The organism is Shewanella sp. BC20 (genome assembly GCF_003129585.1).
GTDB classification, from domain to species: domain Bacteria; phylum Pseudomonadota; class Gammaproteobacteria; order Enterobacterales; family Shewanellaceae; genus Shewanella; species Shewanella seohaensis.
Map to the genome: position 1 here is coordinate 19,848 of NZ_NHRI01000006.1, position 23,761 is coordinate 43,608.

General features: G+C 48.6%; 23 protein-coding genes. 14 read left to right on the forward strand and 9 right to left on the reverse strand.

The window, feature by feature from the left end; genetic code table 11:
- Nucleotides 1-51: 51 nt before the first annotated feature.
- From CBX96_RS08090 to CBX96_RS08105, 4 genes are all read right to left on the reverse strand, one after another.
- Nucleotides 52-1,785 (reverse strand): diguanylate cyclase, encoded by a 1,734-nt coding sequence (locus CBX96_RS08090; RefSeq protein ID WP_109286330.1) that lies wholly within the window; start codon nt 1,783-1,785, stop codon nt 52-54.
- Nucleotides 1,782-3,272: an ABC transporter substrate-binding protein gene (locus tag CBX96_RS08095; protein ID WP_181382168.1), complete on the reverse strand. Its 1,491-nt coding sequence runs from the start codon at nt 3,270-3,272 to the stop codon at nt 1,782-1,784. The genes CBX96_RS08090 and CBX96_RS08095 overlap by 4 nt, the downstream gene beginning before the upstream one ends.
- A gap of 134 nt (nt 3,273-3,406) precedes the next feature.
- Complete coding sequence (locus CBX96_RS08100; RefSeq protein WP_181382169.1) at nt 3,407-3,841, reverse strand: CopG family transcriptional regulator; 435 nt, start codon at nt 3,839-3,841, stop codon at nt 3,407-3,409.
- Entirely contained in the window at nt 3,801-4,583 is a 783-nt protein-coding gene (locus tag CBX96_RS08105; protein ID WP_109286332.1) for an AAA family ATPase, read from the reverse strand. The genes CBX96_RS08100 and CBX96_RS08105 overlap by 41 nt, the downstream gene beginning before the upstream one ends.
- 531 nt (nt 4,584-5,114) lie before the next feature.
- Here CBX96_RS08105 and CBX96_RS08110 point away from each other — a divergent pair.
- The 5 genes from CBX96_RS08110 (at nt 5,115) to CBX96_RS08130 (ending at nt 7,706) form a co-directional block, all read left to right on the forward strand.
- On the forward strand, nt 5,115-5,573 hold the full coding sequence (locus CBX96_RS08110) for a GNAT family N-acetyltransferase (RefSeq protein ID WP_011716301.1): 459 nt from the start codon (nt 5,115-5,117) through the stop codon (nt 5,571-5,573).
- Between the two features lie 210 nt (nt 5,574-5,783).
- Nucleotides 5,784-5,993 carry a DUF3820 family protein gene (locus tag CBX96_RS08115; protein ID WP_011622004.1) on the forward strand — a complete coding sequence of 70 codons (210 nt, stop codon included), beginning with the start codon at nt 5,784-5,786 and terminating at the stop codon, nt 5,991-5,993.
- A gap of 127 nt (nt 5,994-6,120) precedes the next feature.
- Nucleotides 6,121-6,423, forward strand: a complete 303-nt coding sequence (locus tag CBX96_RS08120; protein WP_109286333.1) for an NrfJ — start codon at nt 6,121-6,123, stop codon at nt 6,421-6,423.
- Between the two features lie 167 nt (nt 6,424-6,590).
- Nucleotides 6,591-7,112 (forward strand): GNAT family N-acetyltransferase, encoded by a 522-nt coding sequence (locus tag CBX96_RS08125; RefSeq protein WP_109286334.1) that lies wholly within the window; start codon nt 6,591-6,593, stop codon nt 7,110-7,112.
- 63 nt (nt 7,113-7,175) lie between these two features.
- Complete coding sequence (locus tag CBX96_RS08130) at nt 7,176-7,706, forward strand: GNAT family N-acetyltransferase (RefSeq protein WP_109286335.1); 531 nt, start codon at nt 7,176-7,178, stop codon at nt 7,704-7,706.
- A gap of 96 nt (nt 7,707-7,802) precedes the next feature.
- On the opposite strand, the gene CBX96_RS08135 is transcribed toward CBX96_RS08130, so the two are convergent.
- Nucleotides 7,803-8,498 (reverse strand): pirin family protein, encoded by a 696-nt coding sequence (locus CBX96_RS08135; protein WP_109286336.1) that lies wholly within the window; start codon nt 8,496-8,498, stop codon nt 7,803-7,805.
- A 10-nt stretch (nt 8,499-8,508) separates the two neighbouring features.
- Nucleotides 8,509-8,952: a DoxX family protein gene (locus CBX96_RS08140; protein WP_109286337.1), complete on the reverse strand. Its 444-nt coding sequence runs from the start codon at nt 8,950-8,952 to the stop codon at nt 8,509-8,511.
- A gap of 164 nt (nt 8,953-9,116) precedes the next feature.
- Between CBX96_RS08140 and CBX96_RS08145 the strand changes: the two genes are divergently transcribed.
- The gene (locus CBX96_RS08145; RefSeq protein WP_109286338.1) at nt 9,117-10,010 is read left to right on the forward strand and encodes a LysR substrate-binding domain-containing protein; all 894 of its coding nucleotides are present in this window, start codon (nt 9,117-9,119) and stop codon (nt 10,008-10,010) included.
- Between the two features lie 120 nt (nt 10,011-10,130).
- Here the strand turns inward: CBX96_RS08145 and CBX96_RS08150 are convergent, their stop codons facing one another.
- Together CBX96_RS08150 and CBX96_RS08155 are read right to left on the reverse strand one after the other, a co-directional pair.
- Complete coding sequence (locus tag CBX96_RS08150; RefSeq protein WP_109286339.1) at nt 10,131-11,882, reverse strand: bifunctional UDP-sugar hydrolase/5'-nucleotidase; 1,752 nt, start codon at nt 11,880-11,882, stop codon at nt 10,131-10,133.
- A gap of 97 nt (nt 11,883-11,979) precedes the next feature.
- A complete protein-coding gene (locus CBX96_RS08155; protein WP_011622012.1) occupies nt 11,980-13,071 on the reverse strand; it encodes a CNNM domain-containing protein in 1,092 nt (363 codons plus the stop codon).
- Between the two features lie 144 nt (nt 13,072-13,215).
- On the opposite strand from CBX96_RS08155, the gene CBX96_RS08160 reads away from it, so the two are divergent.
- From CBX96_RS08160 to der, 8 genes are all read left to right on the forward strand, one after another.
- On the forward strand, nt 13,216-14,337 hold the full coding sequence (locus CBX96_RS08160) for a bifunctional tRNA (adenosine(37)-C2)-methyltransferase TrmG/ribosomal RNA large subunit methyltransferase RlmN (protein WP_011716310.1): 1,122 nt from the start codon (nt 13,216-13,218) through the stop codon (nt 14,335-14,337).
- Nucleotides 14,338-14,369: 32 nt separating this feature from the next.
- The gene (pilW, locus tag CBX96_RS08165; RefSeq protein ID WP_109286340.1) at nt 14,370-15,158 is read left to right on the forward strand and encodes a type IV pilus biogenesis/stability protein PilW; all 789 of its coding nucleotides are present in this window, start codon (nt 14,370-14,372) and stop codon (nt 15,156-15,158) included.
- Nucleotides 15,155-16,273: a RodZ domain-containing protein gene (locus CBX96_RS08170; protein WP_109286341.1), complete on the forward strand. Its 1,119-nt coding sequence runs from the start codon at nt 15,155-15,157 to the stop codon at nt 16,271-16,273. The genes pilW and CBX96_RS08170 overlap by 4 nt, the downstream gene beginning before the upstream one ends.
- A gap of 42 nt (nt 16,274-16,315) precedes the next feature.
- Nucleotides 16,316-17,431, forward strand: coding sequence for a flavodoxin-dependent (E)-4-hydroxy-3-methylbut-2-enyl-diphosphate synthase (gene ispG, locus CBX96_RS08175; RefSeq protein WP_011622016.1), 1,116 nt, complete (start codon nt 16,316-16,318; stop codon nt 17,429-17,431).
- Between the two features lie 158 nt (nt 17,432-17,589).
- Entirely contained in the window at nt 17,590-18,867 is a 1,278-nt protein-coding gene (gene hisS, locus CBX96_RS08180) for a histidine--tRNA ligase (RefSeq protein WP_011716313.1), read from the forward strand.
- A gap of 12 nt (nt 18,868-18,879) precedes the next feature.
- The gene (locus CBX96_RS08185; RefSeq protein WP_011716314.1) at nt 18,880-19,500 is read left to right on the forward strand and encodes a tetratricopeptide repeat protein; all 621 of its coding nucleotides are present in this window, start codon (nt 18,880-18,882) and stop codon (nt 19,498-19,500) included.
- An 11-nt stretch (nt 19,501-19,511) separates the two neighbouring features.
- Nucleotides 19,512-20,699 carry an outer membrane protein assembly factor BamB gene (bamB, locus tag CBX96_RS08190; RefSeq protein ID WP_086904454.1) on the forward strand — a complete coding sequence of 396 codons (1,188 nt, stop codon included), beginning with the start codon at nt 19,512-19,514 and terminating at the stop codon, nt 20,697-20,699.
- A gap of 79 nt (nt 20,700-20,778) precedes the next feature.
- A complete protein-coding gene (der, locus tag CBX96_RS08195) occupies nt 20,779-22,245 on the forward strand; it encodes a ribosome biogenesis GTPase Der (RefSeq protein ID WP_011622020.1) in 1,467 nt (488 codons plus the stop codon).
- A gap of 150 nt (nt 22,246-22,395) precedes the next feature.
- Here der and xseA read toward each other — a convergent pair whose 3' ends face one another.
- Nucleotides 22,396-23,742 carry an exodeoxyribonuclease VII large subunit gene (gene xseA / locus CBX96_RS08200; protein ID WP_109286342.1) on the reverse strand — a complete coding sequence of 449 codons (1,347 nt, stop codon included), beginning with the start codon at nt 23,740-23,742 and terminating at the stop codon, nt 22,396-22,398.
- Nucleotides 23,743-23,761 lie beyond the last annotated feature (19 nt).

A 23,761-nucleotide genomic window follows, 5' to 3' on the forward strand; every position in this document is an offset into this window, starting at 1 on the left:
AGTGAGGCGAACTCAATGCTTTGGCTAAAAATAAATCGATACAGCGAGTTATTAATTACCAAACTCTGGATGTCGTAGTGCTTCGGTGCGATTGCGTCCGGCTTGTTTGGCCTGATATAGGGCTTCGTCCGCATCGGAGATGATTTTATTGGCATCGAGTGACTGTGGCGGTTGCCAGCAGGCGACCCCTAAGCTGATGGTCACCACGCCTGAGTGGGATGAGCTTTGGTGGGGAATGGCCAATTCCATGATGGTTTCGCGCAGTCGCTCGGCAATTCTATAAGCGTCTTCACAGTGGCTCGAGGGCAGTAACAAGGTAAATTCTTCCCCACCGTAGCGGGCAAGGATATCTGTTGGGCGTTGCAGAATCGATTTGGCAGCATTGACGACCTGCTTTAAACACTGATCGCCAACGACGTGGCCATATTTGTCATTAAATTCTTTAAAGTTATCAATATCAAACATCACTATGCTGAGTGGCATATTGTGATCGTTGGCGTAATTCAACTCCTTGTTAATTTGGCTGTCGAGATAACGGCGGTTATAACAGCCCGTTAAGCCATCGGTTTCGGCCATTGCTTTGACTTGCGCGGCGTAGGTTTTTAGGGTCTCTAGCGAGCTGACCATTTGTTGCAGCTCTAAGTTATCGGTAATCGGCATTTCGGTATCGAGTTTTTCATTGGCGATGGCATTCATCGCATCCCGTGTGGCGATCACAGGTTTGATAATTCCCTTGGCGATAAAGTGCCAGCTGATCAGCCAGATAAAGAAGCAATACACTATCCCACCACAAAAAATCAGGATCACGAAGGCAGTGCTGTCGCTCTTGAGGTTAGTGCTTGCCACTTGGATTTCATCTTCTACATGGTTGACTAACACTTGGGTGAAGCTGGCGATTTCCCGCGCGGCATTGGCTTGATAGCCAAAATGCGCATTAGCGATGTGGGTGCTTTTTAAGGCGTTGCGTGATAGTTCAAACAGGTTGTCATTACCCACCATATTTTGCTTTATTTGAGATAACCAGTTGAGATACAGCGTATTATCCTGCGGTATCGAGGCTGCGACGGCCTCCATTTTGAGGAAAAGACGCATGGCATCCCGTTGCAGGCGGTTGAGTCCTATGGTGGTTTGGGTGTTTTTAACTTCATCCAGCAGCACAAACAGGTGTTCACCCTGATGCAAATAATCAGAGATTTTTTGATGCTCATTGAGATTATGGGTTATTCCCGTGAGATTTTTTTGGGCGATAAGCTGGCTATTGAGCTCGTGGCTTGAGTCGAGCTGCGCCTGCATCTCAATGGAAAAGGCCGATGACATTCCCGCGAGGTTTGCCTGAATATTTTGTGCCTGTAATTTGGCCTGTAACGCGCTGTCGGTCAGGGTGTCGAGCAAGGGCAGTTGTTGCTGAAAATACAGCTGAGTGTCAATTGTCCTATTTAATGCCTCATGGATATTGGCCGTATTTTCAAGACTTAACAGCACTTTAGTATCTTGCAGCAATTGTTCCCATTGATGGGTCAACTCTTGCAGTAAGCTGAGCCGCTGCTGCTCGGTATCGTAGTGATTCAGTTCGGTGGTGATAATTTGCAGTCTTTCGCTGTTTTTTGCCAATTGCAGCGCTGTGGTGACTTTGACGACATCGCTGTTGACCAATTGCTCTATTTTGGTTCTTAACTGTTGTGACAATAGGATGGCGATAATGCCATTGAGCAGCGCCATGCCTAGGATGAAATATAAGGCTAGCGTGATTTTATGTTTAAGACTGGTGAGCCGTTTCGAGTTCATTTGTTTTTCTTATCAATTGCAGGCACTTCCCCATAGGTATTCTGCAGGTATTTAATTTTGTTACTTAACTCAATAAAAATATCGGTACTGTTTGCTTCGTGTCGGCTTGCGGCATAGCAAGCATGGCTTAGCTCGGGATAAATCTGCCCCATAGCTGTAGTGGTAAAGTGTCCTACTTCCAATACTTTAGTTGACCAAAACAAGTTTGCTACGTGGCTTGCCTCAAAGGCGCCGGCAATGGCTCTTTTTGAGGCTTGTTTAAATTCGGGGGCTGTGACGACATCCATGCGACAGGGATTACCGCCTCCTAGAGCATAGGCATATTGGGCTTCATAGGTGCCCATGTATTTGAGTAACCAATAGGCGGCTTGTGGATTTTTACTGTCGTAGCTCACCGCAAAAGCGTAGGCGCCGTTATAGGGCATGCCGCCAGGCACTTGGGCCACGCCAAGTCGAGCGCCTGGTATGTTCGCTTCGACTTTAAAGGAGGCGGACCATAGGTTGTTGTAAGCAAAGGGCCAAATCGCCACTTGTCCCGTTGCCATTGCATTGGCTGCTTCGTTGAAGGCAAATTTATCATCTGCTGGAATGGCGTAAGGCATCAGTTTTCGATAGATAGCGCTCGCCTTTATCGCCTCTTGGTTGATTGCAGGCACTTCGAAGTGGGTGATCTGCTTTTGCGGATTGTAGACGGGCCACATCCAAGCGCCCCCTAAGCTCCAAATGATGCTCGAAAATTCATCGTTAATATGGGGCTTATTGCCAGACATTAACGCGAGACCATAAAAGTTATGACTTAGCGGTTTATCGGCGAGGAGTTCACCTGCTTTTCGGGTAAAAAACGCGGCTTGGTCCTGCAATTGGTCGAAGTTAGTCGCGGGTTTTAGCGGATAACCAAAGCGCTGCTGAAACTGCGTTTGTTCGGTTTTATTCTCAAATAAATCAGCGCGGTAATGACTCCCCATCACGTAGTTGTTGTAGGGAATAGCGTGTAACTCACCGTGATAGGACAAAATATTCAGCAAGGATGGGTAATATGGTTCGAGATAGCTTTCCATCGCTTTCTCGCCGTCGGGATCGTAGAGTTTTGCGAGTTCTAATAGGGGGACGGTATAGCCATTGGCGGCCCACTCTTTTGCCCAGCCGGCCTCCATGGTTAGCAGATCATATTTTCCTTCACCTTGCAGCAATGCATGGGTCTGTAGTTCGAACATGCCTTCCAGCTCGGTACTGACCACATTGACTTTAACGCCGGTTTTTTCGGTGAACTTGGGTAACATTTCCTGCGTTAGGTAGTCAGTCCAAAAGCCTTTTTCGGCGACTAAGGTGATGGGCGTTTTGTTCGTGAGGGGGGGAATTTGTGCCAAGGAAAATTCCGCTAAGGCAGGTGCTGCTAGCGTGAAACCCAGTCCGACAAGTAGGAGTGACAAAGGTTTTAACAAGAATAACCCCTCGGATACAAGTGTTAACATGCTAATAAGTAGCATTAATCATCTCGACTGTACAATAAGGATAGGCTTGATAAAAAACTATGTCTTAATTTTTGTAGGGTTTTGAGGCGAAAAAAAACGGTGATCGAATTAACTTGGATCACCGAAAAAGGTTGGGAGATGGCGCGATACTAAGATTTTTTTATTTGCTGCTCGCGCATCTGCCGCAAGGCGGTGGGCAAGGCATAATGTTGTTCAATTAAAAAACGGATCAATTTCGATTTGGATATGTCACTTTCTTCAGAGAGCTTGGCTAAATGGCTGATCGCCTCTTCACTGAGGGAGAACGTCGCTTTTCGGTAATGTGGGCGCTCCTCTTCAATACTCGCATCGAGCTGTCTGGTTGCCGTTTGTGGTCGATGTAACGTCACTACATTGGAAGAATCCAGCGTGACTTCGACTTGGGCTTCTTTGACTAAATCGACCGCAACGGCAGAGCCCGTGCTCGGAAGGCGAGTCTCTCCCATAGCATAAAGGGTTGCGGCATCAATAAACTCATCGAGGGAGAGGGGCTGCGCGCCACCCCTAGATGGCATAGCGTTTTTCTTGAGGTCGCTGAGTCCCATATTGTCCTCTCAGGTGATTTGGCTGAGGTTGATTGATAGCACTGCGTGGTGCGGCCATAGAGGTGTTTGGCCTGAGTAACGCCGTTAACGAGGCGGCGCAGTCAACCTGAAACATTTCGCAGGCAATGGCGCGGATTTCGTTGGCAGCCTTACCGCTAGGCTCAATCTCCATCACGGATAATCCCGATTCTTCGCTATCATCATAGATGTTACGGCTGTAGGTGACCGCATCTAACACATTGATATCGTATGTTTTACAGACTTCTTTTGCCTCTAAAATACGGTTCGCTTGATTCGGCAGGTTAGGGCATTGAGTGATAACGAAAGAGGCATGTAATTTGGGGTTAATCATCTTACAGGTGGCGACGATATCATCCATATGGCTCACGGTTTTTAAGTCGCGGCGTTTTGGTCGCAGCGGCATCAAGATATGCGAAGCCACCGACATGGTCGCCCTTAATGCGAGGTTATCCTGTCCACCACAATCTACGAGAATGAAGTCGTAGTGTTGCTCTAAACTCAGCAAGTCATTACGGATTTTGCCATAAAGTTGCACACAGTTGATGCTAGCAAGTTTTGGATTGTTGTTTCTGGCTTGGATCCAATCGGATGTGGTGCGTTGTGGATCGCAATCCACCATGATGACAGAGGCACCACATTCAGTGGTGAGAAATACTGCGATATTTTGTGCGAGGCAACTCTTACCGCTGCCGCCTTTTTCGCCGCCGACTAACACTATCATGACGAATTCCTCAATGCTTAGGGTATCACTTGGGCGGCTGTTATAAGTGTCGAGCTTTTACCGCACCTTGTTGTCATAAATGAATGTAAACCCTATGTTAATTGAGGTCAATTAGCTGATTTTTGACGTTTTTTTATAAAATGTCGAGCGATTATTATTTGACGTTACAGTGGCGTGTGCCGTTTATTTGACTCTTATATCGAGCAAAGGTAAATAAGGTTAATCTGTGGTTAATTGTATGATTTAAAATGTTTTTGTTATTCTTTTGGGCGTATTTAAGTCAGCGTGACGACTTGAGTCGAGTGCAACGATTGCCTCAGTCTTAATTCTTATATTTCTTTTGTGAATATAATTTTAGATATTTATTCTTAAATATTATTGAAACCTTGTTGTTTGCTTTATGATTTTCAGTCGAAAGTTGTCTTGTCTCTGTTCTGTATGTCATCAAATTGCCACCTAATTCAGTTAGGATTTTCCTATTATGCCGTCTAATCACCTTGATTTTTCTACCATTCGTGAAGGGATGCCAAAATGGATATTAAAATGCTTATGCCTATTGAATTTGAGTTGGTCGAATCTGCACCTTTATTTCATGAGCTGCTGAATCTACGCGATGCTGCGGGGCATCCCTCTATCGGTGTGGAAATGGGGGAGGGTCATCCGTTACAGCCTTTATATTGGGTGTCGATTCGGGTGACGGGGGAACAAGAGAAAAACTCGCCGTCAATCATCGCGACCAGTTGCGTGTATGGCGATAAGGCTAACCATTTGGCGATTGAGGACTTTATTGTTTTACCTGAATATCGTCATTTAGGCTTGGCCAGCATCATGTTAGAGCGGGTGATGACTTATATTGATGAACATGCCGCCCCCGGCACCTGTGTCAGCATCAATGTGCATGGCGAAGAGGAGCGACTCTGCGGCGATTATGGTTTTGTCTATTCTCCCTGCGCCAACCTTGGGCCGAACATGCGTAAAATCTATTCTTAATCTCTATTTCCTGACTCAGGGTAAGTGGATGACTTATCCTGAGTGCGCTTGCCGGGTACTTGCAGGATAATAGTCATATTGTTTTGCATCACAAGTCACTTAGCTTGCAGTATGACTTCATGATTAAATCACTCGTTAACTTTAGGCATTTTTCCGTCAATAGCGTAGCATCCACCTATGAGTGTGTTTTTTGTTTGAAGTGGTAATGCAATGGATCAACAACAGCTTATCGATGCCGTAAATCAGGTGATGCCTTTTGGTAAATATGCCGGTCGCCGCTTACTCGAATTGCCCGAACCCTATCTAGTGTGGTTTCATCAACAGGGTTTTCCAAAGGGAAAGTTAGGTGAGCAGTTAGCGCTGATTTATGAGGTCAAACTCAACGGCCTTGAGGGCATGTTAAAACCGCTATTGAAATGAGTTCCCTACTGAGCGATAAAAATCCTACTTTTGCGATAAGTGTTGTATTTCGTGATAGAGATTGGCGATTTATTACCTATGGCATGTTTTAATGCCGCATATTAGTAAAACACAAGGAACAAAAGGCATGATGGCAAAATTGGTAAAATTAGCGGCTGTAGCAACTTTAGCGTTAGGTATGTCAAGTGTTTGGGCACAGGGCGTCGTTCATGAAGGTACTGTGGTTGATACCATGAATGGTGGCGGCTACACCTATGTTCAAATTAAAGAAGCTGACAACACGTTTTGGGCCGCTGGCCCAGAAGCTGAAGTCAAGAAAGGCGACAAAGTGGCCGTGGTTGAGCAAATGTGGATGAATCAATTCACCAGCAAAACCTTAAACCGCACCTTCGACAAGCTGTTGTTTGTTGGTCAAATCGAGAAGAAATAATCGGTGTCTTAGCAACATTCATGTTGCGATGAGTTCCTAAACCGCCTCGCCTTGTTCGAGGCGGTTTTGTTTACAGCGGCAAAGCTTTTCTTATCGCGTTGATGCTATCGCTCGAATCTAAATCGCGGCAGAATATAGCGATTATTTACACTCTTGGTTGATTACTCGTGTCCGCTGCCAATTCAATCGAAAAGCCAGTCGAAGTCGTCCCCTATCAACGCCGTTATGCGCGTGCGGTGAGTGAACTCTTTCATCAGTGCGTGCATCAAATACAACATGAGCGTTATAACGCCGCGCAACTTAAGGCTTGGTCGCAGGCACCCCGTTCGAGTCAACATTGGCATTTACGCTTAAGTCGTTCCCAAGCATGGATTATTTTGGTGACAGATGCCGTGGGCTTATCTAAGATTTGTGCAGGTTTTATCAATGTCGAAACGGATTTTCACCATAGAGGATATATAGATAGCCTCTATATTCATCCCGATTGGCAACGGCAGGGGCTGGGGGAGCGAGCTTATCGACAGCTAGAACTGTGGGCGAGGGAGCAGGGGTATAGTCAATTGAGTGCCGATGCGTCTTATCTTTCCCGCGGGCTGTTTATTAAACTCGGATTTGTCCAACAGCAGCGCAGCTATCAACAAAAACTGGGCCAGGTATTGCCGAGTTTTTATATGACTAAAAAACTGTAACTGAATGGGAATACACTGCTTATGTGCCCATTGGTCATGATTAACCCATAGGAGTGGACTCCAATGCAGATACGCTTATTTTCTCCTGTGGACGTGGCACAGGTGGCGGCGGTATTTAACGCCAGTGTGATGGAGGGCGCGCAGGAATATTACTCGCTTACCGAACGTTTAGCTTGGGCGCAAAACCAAGGTGAGGCGCGAAGTGATGCTTACTGGCTGGCTAAGTTAGAAGACACCACCACTTGGGTTGCACTTGAAGACGATAAGCTAGTCGGCTTTATCAGTTTAAGGTTGTGCCCCGATAAAGAGCTTGATTGCTTAGTCGGCGAAGTTGATTGTCTGTTTGTTCATCCTGAATATGGTCGTGCAGGTGTAGCGACACATTTATACTTGGCTCTACTCGAAGAGGCCAAAAGCCTTAATCTTAAACGGCTTACTGTTGAAGCTTCCTATCAGGCGCGCCCTTTCTTTGAGAAACAGGGCTTTAATTGCATTCGCCGTAATGAACTACGTCGCTATCTGACCGCCGAAGATCAACAAAACGACAGGGCGCAGGTGTTAGTAAACTTTAGTTTGATTATGTCCTTATCATAGGTTCGCGCTCGAAGAGGCAGCTCTTTTCTGGCCATAGGATGAGTAATAAAAAACCGCCTCGTTTCCTTGGCGGTTTTTTATTGATCACAATATTCATCAGGCTAAGTCAAACACCAGTGCGGTGACTGGGCTGTCAGTGGTGCTAAATCTAACCACTTCTTCGGCGGTGATATGTGCGCCATCCCCAGGGGTGAGCACTTGGTCATTGACCTTAAGCGTGCCTTCCACCAGTTGCACATAGAGCTGACGCTGTGGCTTAAGCTGCGGCATATTCACTTGCTCTTGCGGTGCCAGCATAAGGCGATACAGGGTCGCATCCTGCTGTACTTTCAAGGTGCCATTTTCACCCGTTGGGGTGACCACGGCGGTCAGCGCCGAGGTTTGCTCGAAGGCCTTTTGCTGATAACACGCATCAATGCCTAGGGTGTCTGGTTGGATCCAGATCTGCAAAAAGTGCAGAGACTCAGTGTTTGATGCATTAAACTCGCTGTGATAAATCCCTTTACCCGCAGACATTAACTGAAACTCACCCGCTGGTAGGGTCTTAACATTACCGAAGCTGTCCTTATGGGCAATGGTGCCTGAAATCACATAACTGATGATTTCCATATCTTTATGGCCATGGGTTTCAAACCCTGCGCCCGGCGCAACTCTGTCATCATTAATGACTCGTAGGGAAGACACGCCCATATGCTGCGGATCGTAGTAGCTTGCAAACGAGAAGGTATGTTGGCTCTTTAACCAGCCTAAATTTGCCTGCCCACGGTCCTGCGCTTTACGTATACGGATCATCATTTCCTCCTTATTTTAAGCGTGCAGCTAACAGGTTGTCGGCACTGAGTTTACCCGCACCTGACACGGCCAGAGACACAGTGGCGGCTAACAGGGCTAAACCAAATTCATAACCGTTATTGCTGAGGAACAGACCGTTACCAATGTGGACCGAGAAAATCGCGACCACCATAGTAAAGGACAATACCAGTGCTGTTGGGCGAGTCAGTAAACCGATAATGATCAGCAAGCCACCAAAGAATTCGCTCGAGCCCGCCATCAGCGCCATTAAGTAGCCAGGGGTTAAGCCGATGGAGGCCATCCATTGTCCTGTGCCTTCTAGCCCGTAGCCACCAAACCAGCCGAAGAGCTTTTGCGAGCCGTGGGCCATGAGGATGATCCCGATAGGAATACGCAGGGCCAATGGGGCGAAACTTGGGGCAGAGGTTAGTAATTTTGTGATAAGTGTTTTCATGGGATGTTCCTTAATTCAAATTTTTTAACTATGTCGTTAATGGGTTAGTCGGTGGAGGCTTAGCGTTAATCTCTCCATTGGTTTAAAGTCTAGTCTTGACCTGATGGAAAGAAAATCGGAACATTTTCAAAGTCTATTTCAAAAAATTTGAATAAGAGGTGGCTATGTTACCTGTGATGAGCCTAGATGGCTTGATAGTACTCGATACTATTGATAAGAAAGGTAGTTTTTCGGCAGCAGCCGAATCCTTATTCCGGGTGCCATCGGCGCTGACCTACACAGTGCAGAAATTAGAGAGCGACTTAGGGGTAAAATTATTTGAACGTAAGGGCCAGCGTGCCGAATTGACCTTAGTTGGCCAGCTAGTATTACGCCAAGGGCGGGAGATTTTAGCCGCCACAGCCAGGCTTGAGGAGGCGGTTAGGCAACTCGAAACGGGCTGGGAGTCGGCATTAACCTTAGCCATAGATACTGTGGTGCCCGATTTACCACTGCTTAAACTGATTGCTGAATTTACCGAGTTAGGTAAACAGGTGACCATCAATATCACCGAGGAGTCATTGGGTGGCGGTTGGGATGCGCTGTATTCGGGCCGCGCCGATATTGCCATTGGGGTCACGGGGGAGTTACCTAAGGGGCAATATCACTTAGTCGAAATCGGCATGCTTGAATTCGTGTTTGCCCTTGCGCCTCACCATCCCTTGGCACAGTTTGACCATCCCATCCCGACCGAAGCCCTGTTGCAATTTCCCTCCGTGGTGGTGGCCGACAGCTCAACGGCGCTTGCGCAGCGCTCCAGTGGGTTGTTTGATAGTCGCCAAGTTATTCGCGTGCCGAACATGCAGACCAAGATTAAAGCGCAGCAACTCGGACTGGGGGTGGGTTATCTTCCCAAACATTTGATCCGCGAAGAACTCGCTTCTGGCGCATTAGTCGCGTGCAAGGTTGAGATCCCAAGACCGGCGCAGCCAGTGTTTCTCGCGTGGCGCAAGGGGAATCAAGGCAAAGCGCAGGCGTGGTTTGCCGAACGTTTACCCCATTGCGACTGGTTGTTTTAGTAGATGTTAAGCGTGCGTTTTGGTACTGGATTGAGTGAATCACAGTACTTAACCTTTCGGCTAAGTACTGTGATTAATTAAGAGGATAGAGCTTTGACGCAAATCCCTGACACAGGGCGCTTACACTGAGCGCTTTACATGGCTGGTGTAATGCACATGGGGGGAGAGCAAATCCGCTAAATTGGGGTTGGGCGCCCGATTGAGGAAGCGAATAAAAGCCTGTGGTAGGGTGAGTGTCTCAATCGACTCCTGCCAGCGCGCCTGTAACAGTGGGTGATAACCTTCTTTCCCCGCGGCGGTATAGGAGGTAGAAACACCCACATAGAGCGCATCGGGCTGCACTGGATACCAGAGTGATAAGCCGTCCTGCTGCATCATTTCAAGCTTGAACAAACGTTCCCCTAATGGGCGTCTACCATCGTAGTAATAACGTAATCCATAGGTATAGGGGAAGCTGCCCGCACCCGTGCCGCGCACACTGTTGTTTGTCGCGGCGTTAATTGCCGACTCCAGCGCTTGGTATAAATACTGGCCTTGGATTTCGTATTTGACTAATGGCAATTCGAAGGGCAGCAATTGCCCCAACACATCGGCGAGGGTGAGCCTGCCTTGGGCGACCGATTGCCTTACTCCACCCGCGTTATGCAGGGCAAAGTGGATGCGGGGATCTTCAAGCTTGGCCTCTTGGAACATACTGCGGCTCACCCAAGGGGCGATTTCGCTGCCATGGGGTAATGCCTTAGATGGCAGTCTGGTATGCACTAGATTCTTAGGTACAAGGGCTAAGACTTTGTTTTCCATCTCGGCAATCGCGGGGCGATAGATATCGTGGATCACGCCATGAATATCTTCATCGGCATCATCCCACAATACATAGGGATGCTCATTAAAGCGTTGCTGCACCGCTTGATAGTCGGTGTCATCCACTTGCTCACTCGAACTCAACATAAACTGTTTATCGAGCATAAAGTAGTTGCCACCCTTTAGGTTTATCGCGCGGCCCGCTGCATCAAATTCAATCTCGGCCAAGCCTAAGGTTTCGGCATATTTCCCCGCATGCACGATAGGAGTGCCATTGACCATTTCACCATAGGGAATATTGCTTAACCCCAAGGCGCTAAAATCGCCCTGCAAGGTATGGGTATGGCCGCCGACGATAAGACTGATGCCATCGACTTGTTCGGCAAGCCTTTTATCCTGATCTAAGCCTAAGTGACTCAGCACAATAATGTGCTTGATGCCTTTGGCATGCAGATGCTCGACGGTGCGCGCCGTGGTCGCAATCGCATCGACAAAGTGGGTATCGGGATCGGGTCTGGCGATGTCTTTCATCTGATCCAGAGTAATGCCGATGACGGCGAGCTTTTTGTCGTAGAAAGGCTTTTCGAGGTAGCTGGCAAGCTGAGTATTTTCATCATAGGCCAGAATATTCGCCACAGTACGTAGGTTAGCCGGCTTGCGAATATCCTCTTGGCTCAAGTCCATATTGCCCGCTAGCAGCGGGAAATCGATTTGCTTAGCAAATTCGGCGAGCCGCGCATTGCCTTCATCAATATCGTGATTACCAATCACCATGGCATCGGGTGCGAGTAAATTCAGCAGATGGGCGTTGGCCTTACCCTTAAAATGGCTGAAATACAGCGTGCCTTGGAAACTGTCGCCACCATGCAAAAATAAAAATGGCATTTGGCTTTGTGCGGCGCGGTCACGTGCCTGACTAATCTGATACCCCAGACGTGCATAGCCACCGCTGTGACTGGTGATATCTAAGGCTTTAAGCCCTAGATTGAGGGAAAATTGTACGCGGCTGGGCTCAAAATTCGAATGGGTATCGTTGATGTGCGCGAGTGAGAGTGTGTATCCCTGTGTCATAACCTACCTCTTTTACGGCGGGAGATTATAACCTTCTCCCCAAAAACAAGAAAGGGAGCCAAGCTCCCTTTACTTTAACAATGACTAAATAATGTCATTAACCCGAGCGTGCCTCGTCATCTTCGGCGGCGGCTTCGAAGTCGCCATCATCGGAGAGACGAATGCCTTTTTGCTTCATGCGCTTGGTCCAGAGTTTACGGGCCAATTGCTGCATGTCGGTCGCAGGATCATTCACATCGACAATCTCTAAGCCAAGTAGCGATTCGATAATGTCTTCTTGGGTCACAATACCTTGGCTACTGCCGTATTCGTCAACCACCATCGCAATTTGTGTATTGCGTTTAATCATCCGCTCGAATAACGGCAGGATTTTAGCCGTTTCGGGCACCACAAATAGGCTGCGCTTGAGTTCACCAATCGGTGCGTTCGGGCTGTAACGTTCAGCCAGTAAGACATCGGTACGGGTGATGTAACCGATAATGTCGTCGTGGTCCTGATCGTATACTGGAATACGGGTAAAAGGTTTGTCGCGATATTCTTGTACAAACTCATTTTGCGTCAGCGAAACGGGTAACGAGAACATCACGGTACGCGGCGTCATAATCGCCGTCACAGGCACGTCACGCACCTTGAGCATTTGGGTCAAAATTTTAGACTCTTGCTCGTCTAACTCACCGGATTCGTGACCAATCTTGGCCATGGCGCTCATTTCTTGGCGAATGTACTGACCTTCTTCCCCTTTACCTAGCAGGCGAGTCACCTGTTGCGACATCCAAATCAGCGGCTTAGTGACACGCTTCATCCAAGTGATGGCAATCGACACACTCGGGGCTAAACGGCGCCAGTGATTGGCTCCCACAGATTTCGGAATAATCTCTGAGAAGAATAGGATGATAAAAGTTAACACTCCGGAGAACACGCCGAGCATGTCATCACCAAAAACCTTGGCCGCTTGCGCACCGGCAACGGCGGCACCCACAGTGTGGGCAATGGTGTTTAGGGTCAAAATAGACACGAGAGGCGCTTCGATGTTTTCTTTTAGTTTACGCAACCGGGCGGCTGCGGCACTGTCAGTTTGTTCGAGCGAGGCGATATAACTAGGGGTAACCGAAAGCAACACTGCTTCGAATACACTGCACAGAAAAGAAACTCCGACAGCGACAAGCACTATAATGATGAGGGTTAACATATAGGTGGTATTACAACTCCATAATTTAGGCCAACATTGACCCACGCCGATTCTAGCATAGGAGTGTGGAGTTGCTGGCTAAAATTTTTCTGCGTCTGTATAATTCGCCGCCCTGTTGCAGGTTTTGGTGTTGAGGTTAGTCCTATGAGTGAAAAAAAGATCAATTTATTAGACCTTGATCGTAAGGCGATGCGCGCATTATTTGCGGATCTGGGTGAGAAGCCTTTCCGTGCCGATCAGCTGATGAAATGGATCTATCATTTCGGTGTCAGTGACTTCGAAGAAATGACTAACATCAACAAAGTGTTACGCCAAAAGCTGGCGGCGCGCTGTGAGATTGTTGCGCCTGAAATTTCAAGCTATCAAAAATCCACCGATGGCACCATTAAGTTCGCCATCCATGTCGGCGAAGGCCAAGAAGTCGAAACCGTGTATATTCCTGAAGATGACCGCGCCACTCTGTGTGTGTCATCTCAAGTGGGCTGCGCCCTCGAATGTACTTTCTGCTCGACTGCGCAGCAAGGCTTTAACCGCAACTTAACTGTCTCTGAAATCGTCGGCCAAATTTGGCGTGTTTCCCATTTCTTAGGCTTCGCTAAAGAAACCGGCGAGCGCCCAATCACCAACGTGGTGATGATGGGCATGGGTGAACCGCTGCTGAACCTTGCCAACGTGATCCCTGCGATGGATATCATGCTGGACGATTTCGGCTTTAGCCTGTCAAAACGCCGTGTGACCCTGTCAACGTCGGGCGTTGTGCCAGCATTAGATAAACTCGGTGATGCCCTCGATGTGGCGCTCGCCGTGAGTATCCACGCGCCAAACGATGAATTGCGCGATATTCTGGTTCCGGTGAATAAAAAGTATCCATTGCAAGAGTTCCTTGCGGGGATCCGCCGCTACATCGCTAAATCTAACGCTAACCGTGGCCGCGTGACTGTGGAGTATGTGATGCTCGATCACATCAACGACAGCACTGAACAAGCCCATGAATTAGCACAATTAATGAAGGATACGCCCTGCAAGGTTAACCTTATCCCATTCAATCCATACCCAGGTTCGCCCTATGGTCGTTCATCGAACTCGCGCATCGACCGTTTTTCTAAGGTATTGATGGAATATGGCTTAACTGTGATTGTACGCAAAACCCGTGGTGATGATATTGACGCGGCCTGTGGCCAGTTAGCGGGGGATATTCGCGATCGAACCAAGCGTTTAGCAAAAAAACGCATGCAAGAAAATCAGATTTCGGTCACAATGAATTAACTCTTTGTTTGCACAGATTTATAGGCTTGCCCATGAAGCATGGATTGTCAGGGTTTTCATTAGCAATTGCCCTGTCATTATTAGTGACAGGATGCGTAACTGAGCGTACCTATTCAGGGACTGATATTCCCGTGTCGGAGCGAAAACTCGATAAAGTCGCCGCCGCACGGGAGCGTATGCAGCTCGGTTTAACCTACCTTAATCGAGGTAACTCGGAACAAGCCAAATACAATCTTGATAAAGCAGTTGAATATGCACCAGAGCTCGAAGATGTGCATGTGGCCATGGCCTATTACTATCAAACCGTTGGCGATTTAGTACGTACCGAACAGGCGTATCAAGACGCTATCAATACTAAGGACGCCTCTGGCGATTCCATGAATAACTTTGGGGTGTTTTTGTGCCAACAAAAGCAATACGAAAAAGCTGAAAAAATGTTTTTGGCCGCGATAGAAATGCCCAAATATACGCGTACCGCGTCCAGTTATGAGAACTTAGGCATTTGCAGCCGAGACGCGGGACAAACAGAAAAGGCACGACAGTATTTTCAGATGGCGTTAAAGTATGACCCGAGACGCTCGGTGTCTTTACTGGAGCTGGCTGAGCTTGGGATGGATAAAGGTGATTATGTCGATGCGCAAAACCAATTAGCGCGTTATCACCAAGTGGCAGCCCAGACTCCAGAAAGTTTAACGCTCGGAATAAAAATTGAGCAGGCGTTGAATGATGATGCTGCTATGAAGCGATTTGGCATTTTATTGCTCGCCAAATTCCCAGCATCGCCTCAAGCCAAGCAATACAGAGTTAATTTGCATCAATGAAAGATAACGAAATAAACGCGTCAGTAGAACCAGTTGCAGCGAGTGAAGCTGAATCGACGCCTGATGTAACGCTCGGCACTGTACTCAGAACGGCTCGTGAGCAGATGGGCTTAAGCATTGCGGATACCGCGGTGAAATTACATCTGCGCCCAGGGATTGTTGAAAATCTCGAAGCCGACGATTTTTCCAATATTTCTTCTTCGACTTATGTTCGCGGATACGTCAAAAACTATGCGCGCATGCTGGGGGTGGACAACGCCCTGATTGAGGCATGCCTCGCGCGGCAGGTACCGTTAGTGACGCAGCCTGCCATGCAAAGCTTTTCCCGCAAGACGACCTATCAAGCTCGTGACACTAAATTAAAGTGGCTGAGCTTTTTTATTGTCATCGTGTTACTGGGCTTGTTCGTCCTATGGTGGATGCAAAGAACGACACTAGTGACTCATGTCGATATTTCAAAACCAACCGCTGAAGAGTTAGCCGCGGCGAATCAAACTTTACCGGGCGATGTGCTGCTGACGGAAACCGACGCGAGCCAGCGCTTAAGCGAGATTGCGGTCAATGGCTCTATGGCGACCGATGGTCCGGTAAAAGATACCGACGAGAGCACTATCGACCCTAATATGAACGATTCGGCAGCGATGGAAGCGGAGCAGACGCCTGCTGCCAATTCGGCTATGAATGCGAGCGAATCTAACACTGCGTCGGATTTGGTTGCGAGCAATGCCGTTGCGGTTCCAAGCGCGACACAAAACGTAGCGGCTAATACCGCGCCAGTGCAGAACCAAACTGCATCGAATGTGCCAGCAACTAATACAGCAGTAACCAATACAGCTTCGACTGCGCAAGCCATGCCAGTGGTAGCTGGGCAGTCGAGCATTACTATTGAGCTCACGGGCGATTGCTGGATCAACATAGTCGATGCCAAGGGCAAAGCGATTGTTGACGGCGTCCGTGGTGCTGGTGCGAATATTCAAGCCAGTGGTGTGCCTCCGTTTAAAGTTATCTTAGGTGCTCCCACTGTCGTGTCCACGTTTACGGTCGATGGTAAAGCCATCAGCCTTGCTGAATTTCCTAAGGGTCGTGTTGCGCGTTTGACTATCCCACAGGTTTAAGTCTGGCGCCTGACGCAGAGTACCGAAAAGAGCGTATTGAGTATGTATAACGAAACACCCATAAAGAGACGTCCTTCAACCCGCATTTATGTGGGCAATGTGCCGATTGGTGATGGTGCGCCGATTGCCGTACAGTCGATGACTAACACTAAGACCACAGATGTTGAGGCAACTGTTGCCCAAATCCGTGCCCTAGAAAAAGTGGGTGCCGATATCGTGCGTGTCTCAGTGCCGACCATGGACGCCGCTGAAGCCTTTAAAGTGATTAAGCAATCAGTATCTGTGCCGTTAGTTGCCGATATCCACTTCGATTACCGTATCGCCCTGAAAGTGGCCGAATATGGTGTGGACTGTTTGCGTATCAACCCTGGCAATATCGGTAACGAAGAGCGTATCCGCAGTGTGGTGGAGTGCGCCCGCGATAAAAACATCCCTATTCGTATTGGGGTGAACGGCGGTTCATTAGAAAAAGATCTGATGGACAAATACAAAGAGCCGACGCCGGAAGCCTTACTCGAATCGGCTATGCGCCATGTGGACATTCTTGACCGTTTGAACTTCGACCAATTTAAGGTCAGCGTAAAAGCCTCCGATGTGTTCTTAGCGGTAGAATCCTATCGTTTATTGGCTAAGCAAATTCGCCAGCCATTGCATTTAGGTATTACCGAAGCGGGTGGCGCCCGTGCCGGTGCGGTGAAATCAGCCGTCGGCTTAGGCATGCTGCTTGCCGAGGGCATTGGTGATACGCTGCGTATTTCGTTAGCGGCCGATCCGGTGGAAGAAATTAAAGTTGGCTTTGATATCCTAAAGTCACTGCGTATCCGTAGTCGTGGCATTAACTTTATTGCGTGTCCTTCTTGCTCGCGCCAAGAGTTTGATGTGATCAGCACGGTAAATGAATTAGAGCGCCGCCTCGAAGATGTGACGACTGCGATGGATGTGTCTATCATCGGCTGTGTGGTCAATGGCCCAGGCGAAGCCTTAGTGTCACACATCGGCTTAACGGGTGGACATCGTAAGAGTGGTTACTACGATGAAGGCGAGCGTCAAAAAGAGCGTTTCGACAATGATAACCTAGTCGATTCCCTCGAAGCGAAAATTCGCGCTAAGGCGAGCCAAATGGCTAACCGCATCCAAGTGAAAGACACGACTGAGTAACAGACACAGCCGAATCAACCCATAGGTTAAGCGTTATAAAACACTCAAGCCTTGAGCTAGACCCCGAAACCGACGTGGTCATTTTACGTTTAGTGTTGAACAGCCTATAATGCCTGACATTTTTTATTAATTTAGCGAAAATCGGACGAGTCGATACAGTGGCAAAACAGATCCAAGCGATTCGCGGAATGAACGACATTCTGCCAACTCAAAGTCCTCTATGGCAAAAAGTGGAAGCGGTACTACGTGCGAGCGTGGCTGCTTATGGTTACAGTGAGATCCGCACTCCAATAGTGGAAAATACCGATCTTTTTAAACGCTCTATCGGTGAAGTGACTGATATTGTTGAAAAAGAAATGTATACCTTCGAGGACCGTAACGGTGACAGTTTAACCCTACGTCCTGAAGGCACCGCCTCAACCGTGCGTGCGGGTAATGAGCATGGTCTGCTCTATAACCAAGAACAACGCCTGTGGTACATGGGCCCAATGTTCCGCCACGAACGTCCGCAAAAAGGTCGTTATCGCCAATTCCACCAGTTTGGTGTGGAAGTCTACGGCATTGGTAGCGCCGATATCGACGCTGAAGTGTTGATGTTATCGGCCCGTCTATGGGAAAAACTCGGCATTAGCGAGCATGTGACGCTTGAGCTGAACACCTTAGGTGACCCCGCTGAGCGCGCCGCTTACCGTGAAGCCTTGATTGCCTTCTTAGAGCAACACAAAGACAAATTAGACGAGGATAGCCAGCGCCGTATGTACAGCAATCCACTGCGCGTACTGGACTCAAAAGATCCTCAAGTGCAAAGCATTTTAGCTGATGCGCCTGCGCTGATGGATTACTTAGGTGAAGAATCTTCACAACATTTTGCACAATTGCGTGAACTCCTCGACGCAGTTGGCATCCAATACCGAGTTAACCCGCGCCTAGTCCGTGGTTTGGATTACTATAATCGCACGGTTTTTGAATGGGTTACCAATAGCTTAGGCTCTCAAGGCACTGTACTTGCGGGCGGTCGCTACGATGGTTTAGTCGCTCAATTGGGCGGTAAAGATACGCCTGCCGTCGGTTTTGCGATGGGATTAGAGCGTATCGTTCTGCTGCTTGAAACCTTAGAGCTGACCCAAGATATCCCCGCGGCTGTTGATGTGTATGTCGCTGCGATGGGGGATAGCTGCTTGGTTGAAGCCATTAAAGTGGCGCAGGAGTTACGCTCAACCTTACCGACACTGCGTGTTATGAGCCACTGCGGCGGCGGTAACTTCAAGAAGCAAATTAAGCGTGCCGATAAAAGCGGCGCACAAGTAGCCTTACTCATCGGTGAAGAAGAACTCGCCGAAGGTGTGGTTACCGTTAAATATTTACGCAATGACAACGAACAACAACGGGTCGCTCGAAATGCACTAAGCGCATTTTTAGCTGAACTTACCAAATAAGGGGACGTGCGCGTGGAAATTTATAGCACAGAAGAACAACAAGTTGATGCTATCAAGCAGTTCTGGAAAGATTATGGAACCTCGATTGTTATCGGGGCGGTCGTTGGTTTAGGCGGCCTGTACGGTTGGAACTATTACTCCGACATGAAAATCGTGAAGGCCGAAGAAGCATCACAGGCTTTCCAAACCTTAACCACCAAATCAAGTGACGAAGCGGCCATGCTGGCTGGCGTTGCTGAGTTTTCCAAAAATCACGACCAAAAGGGCTATCAAGCACTGCTGGATCTGATCGTTGCGAAAACCGCGGTTGAAGCGAAAGATTTTGCTAAGGCCGAAGAAGCACTGAAGAAAGTGATTGCCGCTAAGCCTGGTGCTGGATTAGATACAGTGGCAACACTGCGTTTAGCACGCATTCAAGCAGAGCAAGGCCAAATCGGCACTGCGCTGGCGACCTTAGATCAAGTGACGGATAAAGCTTTCTTAGCACAACGTGAAGAACTCAAAGGCGATTTCTTTGTACGCCAAGGCGAAGCGGATAAAGCGAAAACCGCTTACCAAGCGGCAATGGACAATGGCGGTGTTGTGACCAGCCCTGCACTTAAAATCAAACTTGATAACCTAAATCAAGCATAAGGGATCCCTTGATGAAGTCTTGGTGCAAGAACCTGCTAGCCGCTGGGTTAAGCCTAGCCATGTTATCCGCCTGTTCTTCTAGCGATGTAGAAGAAGAACCGGTAAGTGAGTTAACTGCGATTCAGGCGACAGTGTTTCCTGAAGTAAGTTGGAGCGCCTCTGTAGGTGATGGTGTAGGTGATTATTACTCTCGCCTCACTCCTGCAGTTCGTTACGGTAAAATTTTTGCAGCCGACCGTTACGGCGAAGTCGTGGCCTTTGATGAAGCCACGGGTGAGCGCGTTTGGAAAAAAGATTTTAGTGAAGAGTTTCGTGATAATGCCTTAGCCAAAAATAAGGGCGCACGCTTAGCTGCAGGTGTTACTGCCGCGCGCAATAAAATCTTTGTCGGTGGTGAGAGTGGTCTATTGGCCGCGCTGAATGCCGAAGATGGTCAAGTGCTGTGGCATGTCGTGGCTGGGGGCGAGTTACTCTCTAAGCCAACCGTTGCTGACGATGTGGTGGTGGTGAGCACGAGCTCTGGCGCGCTCGAAGCCTTTAACGTCGATACGGGCGCTAAGCTGTGGGCCTATGAGATGCAGTTGCCTAATCTGACCTTACGTGGCACAGGTTCTGCGGCCTATGAGGCGGGTGGTTTCTTTATCGGGACCGCCGATGGCAAAGTCGCCGTTGTGGTGAAAAACAACGGTCAAGCTGCATGGGAACAAGCGATTTATAATCCAACTGGCGGCAATGAGTTTACTCGTATGGCCGATGTGGATATGACGCCGCTGATCTTAGGTGACAACCTTTATGCGGTGAGCTACAACGGTAACTTGGTGTCGATGGAACTGCGTACCGGGCGTGTGATTTGGACGCGTAAGTACTCAAGCTTCAATGAACTAGCGTCTGCCGGTTTAAGCTTATTCCTAGTCGATGATCACAGCCGTATCTACTCTGTGGACAGACGTAACGGCCTAGAATTGTGGAGCAACTCTGAGCTGGCGAACCGTACACTCACGTCACCAGCCGTATATCGCGACTATCTGGTTGTGGGCGATTTTGAAGGTTATCTGCACTTTATCGACCGCAGCACAGGCAGTATTGTCGGTCGTATCCAAGTGGACAGCTCTGGATTATTCAGCCAGCCATTAGTGGTGGATGATAAAATCTACGTGCAAGGTCGCAGCGGAAAGTTAGCTGTTGTAACACTTCCTTAGTTAAAAGTGTTATCCTTGTAGAGCCCCTGGAAGTGTGTTCCGGGGGCTTTTTATTGAAAAGTTTTTTAGAGGCAAAATCATGATCCCTGTAGTGGCCCTTGTTGGTCGGCCGAACGTCGGTAAATCCACTTTATTTAACCGCCTTACGCGTACGCGTGATGCGCTGGTTGCTGACTTTCCTGGCCTAACACGTGACCGTAAATATGGTCGAGCATTCCTATCCGGCTATGAGTTTATCGTGGTGGATACCGGCGGTATCGACGGCACCGAAGAGGGGATCGAAACTAAGATGGCCGAGCAGTCCCTTGCCGCTATCGAAGAAGCCGATGTTGTCTTATTTATGACCGATGCGCGCGCGGGCTTAACCGCCGCAGATTTATCTATCGCTCAGCATTTACGTAGCCGCCAAAAAACCACTTTCGTGGTGGCTAACAAGATTGACGGTATCGATGCCGATTCTGCCTGCGCCGAGTTTTGGTCGTTAGGTTTAGGTGAAGTCTATCAAATGGCTGCTGCCCAAGGTCGCGGCGTGACCAACATGATTGAGTACGCCTTAACCCCTTATGCCGAAGCGATGGGGATTGAACGCCAAGGCGAAGAGGAAGAAGTTGACGAGCGTCAGTACACCGAAGAAGAAGCCGAAGCCGAGCAGAAGCGTCTGCAGGATTTACCGATTAAGCTTGCGATTATCGGTAAGCCTAACGTAGGTAAATCGACGCTGACTAACCGTATCTTAGGTGAAGAGCGTGTGGTGGTTTACGACGAGCCGGGCACTACCCGCGACAGTATTTACATTCCGATGGAACGCGATGGCCGCGAATACGTGATTATCGATACAGCTGGTGTGCGTCGCCGCAGTAAAGTCCATGAGGTGATTGAAAAATTCTCGGTGATCAAAACCCTAAAAGCGGTAGAAGATGCCAACGTTGTGCTGTTGATCATTGATGCCCGTGAAGGGATTGCCGAGCAGGATTTAGGTCTATTAGGTTTTGCCTTGAACGCGGGCCGCGCCTTAGTCATCGCCGTCAACAAGTGGGACGGTATCGATCAGGGCATTAAAGACCGGGTTAAGAGTGAACTCGACCGCCGCTTAGGCTTTATCGACTTTGCTCGCATTCACTTTATTTCGGCGCTACATGGTACGGGCGTTGGCCATCTGTTTGAGTCGATTGAAGAAGCTTACGACAGTGCGACTCGCCGCGTGAGCACCTCTATGCTGACCCGCATTATGCAAATGTCGCAGGATGACCATCAGCCGCCATTGGTGAACGGTCGCCGTGTGAAACTGAAATACGCCCACGCTGGTGGTTATAACCCGCCAATCGTGGTAATTCACGGTAACCAAGTCAGCAAGCTACCGGATTCTTACAAGCGCTACATGATGAACTACTTCCGTCGTTCATTGAAAGTGGTCGGTACGCCAATTCAGCTACGTTTCCAAGAGGGTGATAACCCGTTTGAAAACAAGGTCGAAAAGCTGACTATGAGCCAAGAGCGTCGCCGTAAGCGCGCCCTGAGCCATATTAAAGATCGCAAGACAAAGTAAATCTGCGCTATTGGCTTAAGCGGAACATAAAAAAAGGAACCCTAGGGTTCCTTTTTTGTTGGCGCATTTTAGGCCGCAATCATAAGTCTTGTATCGATAAAATGCTTTATGGTTATGGGCTTAGACGTTGAGTCTTAAGGCTATTGAGTCTTAGCTTTCATCGGTTATTTGCGTTACGGTCGACTGCACCTGCCCATTGAGTAGGCGAGTGTTTATCCTATCGCCAACACTCAGCTGGGCGGCATTGTCTATGACTTGATGATTTGCATCTGTGGTGATGCTGTAACCCCGGCTCAAGGTGGCTAATGGACTGACCGTTTCCAATTGATGGGCGGCGTATTTGATCCGCTGCTCGCTTTGGTTGAGGCTATCCTGCATAGCGTCTTGTAAGCGCGTCGCTAAATAGCTCAATCGATTGGTCTCGAGAGCAAGTTTGTGCTTTGGCGACTGCTGCTCGAGGCGATTTGCCAGTTGCTGCTGACGGCGACTTAAGCCGTGCAATTTGTTAGACAACGCGGCTTCGAGTCTTAATTGCATTTCATCGAAACGCTGCTCAAATTGTTGCAAGGTGCGCTTAGGATCTAAGCGTTGCAGTCTGTGTTCGAGCAAACTTAAACGTCTTTCCTGCTTGAGTTGATAGTGGCTCGCGCTCTGTTTGAGGCGCGAGAGTACTGTGGCTAAGCGTTGGCTCTTATTGTCGCTATCCTGAGACAGTAGCTCTGCGCCCGCAGAGGGCGTCGGGGCGCGAACGTCGGCCACATAGTCACTGATGGTGGTGTCGACTTCATGGCCTACGGCACTGACAACGGGTAGGGCGCTGTTGTAAATAGTATGGGCGAGCGCTTCACTATTAAAACACCATAAATCTTCGAGTGAGCCGCCGCCGCGGGTGAGCAGTAATACATCGACCTCGAGCCGTTGGTTGGCGATATTGATGGCTTGGCAGATATTGAGATCCGCGCTCTCACCTTGTACCTGAGTGGGATAAATAATCACTTCGATAGAAGGGTCGCGGCGGGCAAGCACATGCAACACATCGCGGATCGCCGCGCCCGTGGGGGAAGTGATGACCCCAATACGTTGAATATTTTTCGGTAATTGACGTTTAGTGTCGGCAGCAAATAATCCCTGCGCCGCGAGCTTCATTTTGAGCGCTTCAAATTGTTGCGCCAGTAAGCCATCCCCTGCGGGGAGCATAGATTCAATCAATAATTGATAGTCGCCCCTAGGCTCGTACACGCTGATGGCGCCTTTCACCAGTACCTGTTGACCATTCACTGGTTTAAAGCTCACGCTTTGATTGCGCCCCTTAAACATAGCGCAGCGAATTTGTGAATAATGATCCTTAAGGGTTAAATACCAATGGCCCGAACTGGGGGCTGAAAAGTTGGAAATTTCACCATTTAGCCAGACTTTTCCCAGTTGTCCCTCGAGAATTTGCCTGACTTCACCATTGAGGCGTGAGACGGTATAAATATTATTTTTAGGGACTTGCATGTGTTTTCTCGTGCAAATG

Bases quoted from the DNA above. Each gene is read 5' to 3' on its own strand.
- CBX96_RS08090 (WP_109286330.1), bottom strand. From the start codon at position 1,785: ATGAACTCGAAACGGCTCACCAGTCTTAAACATAAAATCACGCTAGCC.
- CBX96_RS08095 (WP_181382168.1), bottom strand. From the start codon at position 3,272: ATGCTACTTATTAGCATGTTAACACTTGTATCCGAGGGGTTATTCTTG.
- CBX96_RS08100 (WP_181382169.1), bottom strand. From the start codon at position 3,841: ATGGGACTCAGCGACCTCAAGAAAAACGCTATGCCATCTAGGGGTGGC.
- CBX96_RS08105 (WP_109286332.1), bottom strand. From the start codon at position 4,583: ATGATAGTGTTAGTCGGCGGCGAAAAAGGCGGCAGCGGTAAGAGTTGC.
- CBX96_RS08110 (WP_011716301.1), top strand. From the start codon at position 5,115: ATGGATATTAAAATGCTTATGCCTATTGAATTTGAGTTGGTCGAATCT.
- CBX96_RS08115 (WP_011622004.1), top strand. From the start codon at position 5,784: ATGGATCAACAACAGCTTATCGATGCCGTAAATCAGGTGATGCCTTTT.
- CBX96_RS08120 (WP_109286333.1), top strand. From the start codon at position 6,121: ATGATGGCAAAATTGGTAAAATTAGCGGCTGTAGCAACTTTAGCGTTA.
- CBX96_RS08130 (WP_109286335.1), top strand. From the start codon at position 7,176: ATGCAGATACGCTTATTTTCTCCTGTGGACGTGGCACAGGTGGCGGCG.
- CBX96_RS08135 (WP_109286336.1), bottom strand. From the start codon at position 8,498: ATGATCCGTATACGTAAAGCGCAGGACCGTGGGCAGGCAAATTTAGGC.
- CBX96_RS08140 (WP_109286337.1), bottom strand. From the start codon at position 8,952: ATGAAAACACTTATCACAAAATTACTAACCTCTGCCCCAAGTTTCGCC.
- CBX96_RS08145 (WP_109286338.1), top strand. From the start codon at position 9,117: ATGTTACCTGTGATGAGCCTAGATGGCTTGATAGTACTCGATACTATT.
- CBX96_RS08150 (WP_109286339.1), bottom strand. From the start codon at position 11,882: ATGACACAGGGATACACACTCTCACTCGCGCACATCAACGATACCCAT.
- CBX96_RS08155 (WP_011622012.1), bottom strand. From the start codon at position 13,071: ATGTTAACCCTCATCATTATAGTGCTTGTCGCTGTCGGAGTTTCTTTT.
- CBX96_RS08160 (WP_011716310.1), top strand. From the start codon at position 13,216: ATGAGTGAAAAAAAGATCAATTTATTAGACCTTGATCGTAAGGCGATG.
- pilW (WP_109286340.1), top strand. From the start codon at position 14,370: ATGAAGCATGGATTGTCAGGGTTTTCATTAGCAATTGCCCTGTCATTA.
- CBX96_RS08170 (WP_109286341.1), top strand. From the start codon at position 15,155: ATGAAAGATAACGAAATAAACGCGTCAGTAGAACCAGTTGCAGCGAGT.
- ispG (WP_011622016.1), top strand. From the start codon at position 16,316: ATGTATAACGAAACACCCATAAAGAGACGTCCTTCAACCCGCATTTAT.
- bamB (WP_086904454.1), top strand. From the start codon at position 19,512: ATGAAGTCTTGGTGCAAGAACCTGCTAGCCGCTGGGTTAAGCCTAGCC.
- der (WP_011622020.1), top strand. From the start codon at position 20,779: ATGATCCCTGTAGTGGCCCTTGTTGGTCGGCCGAACGTCGGTAAATCC.
- xseA (WP_109286342.1), bottom strand. From the start codon at position 23,742: ATGCAAGTCCCTAAAAATAATATTTATACCGTCTCACGCCTCAATGGT.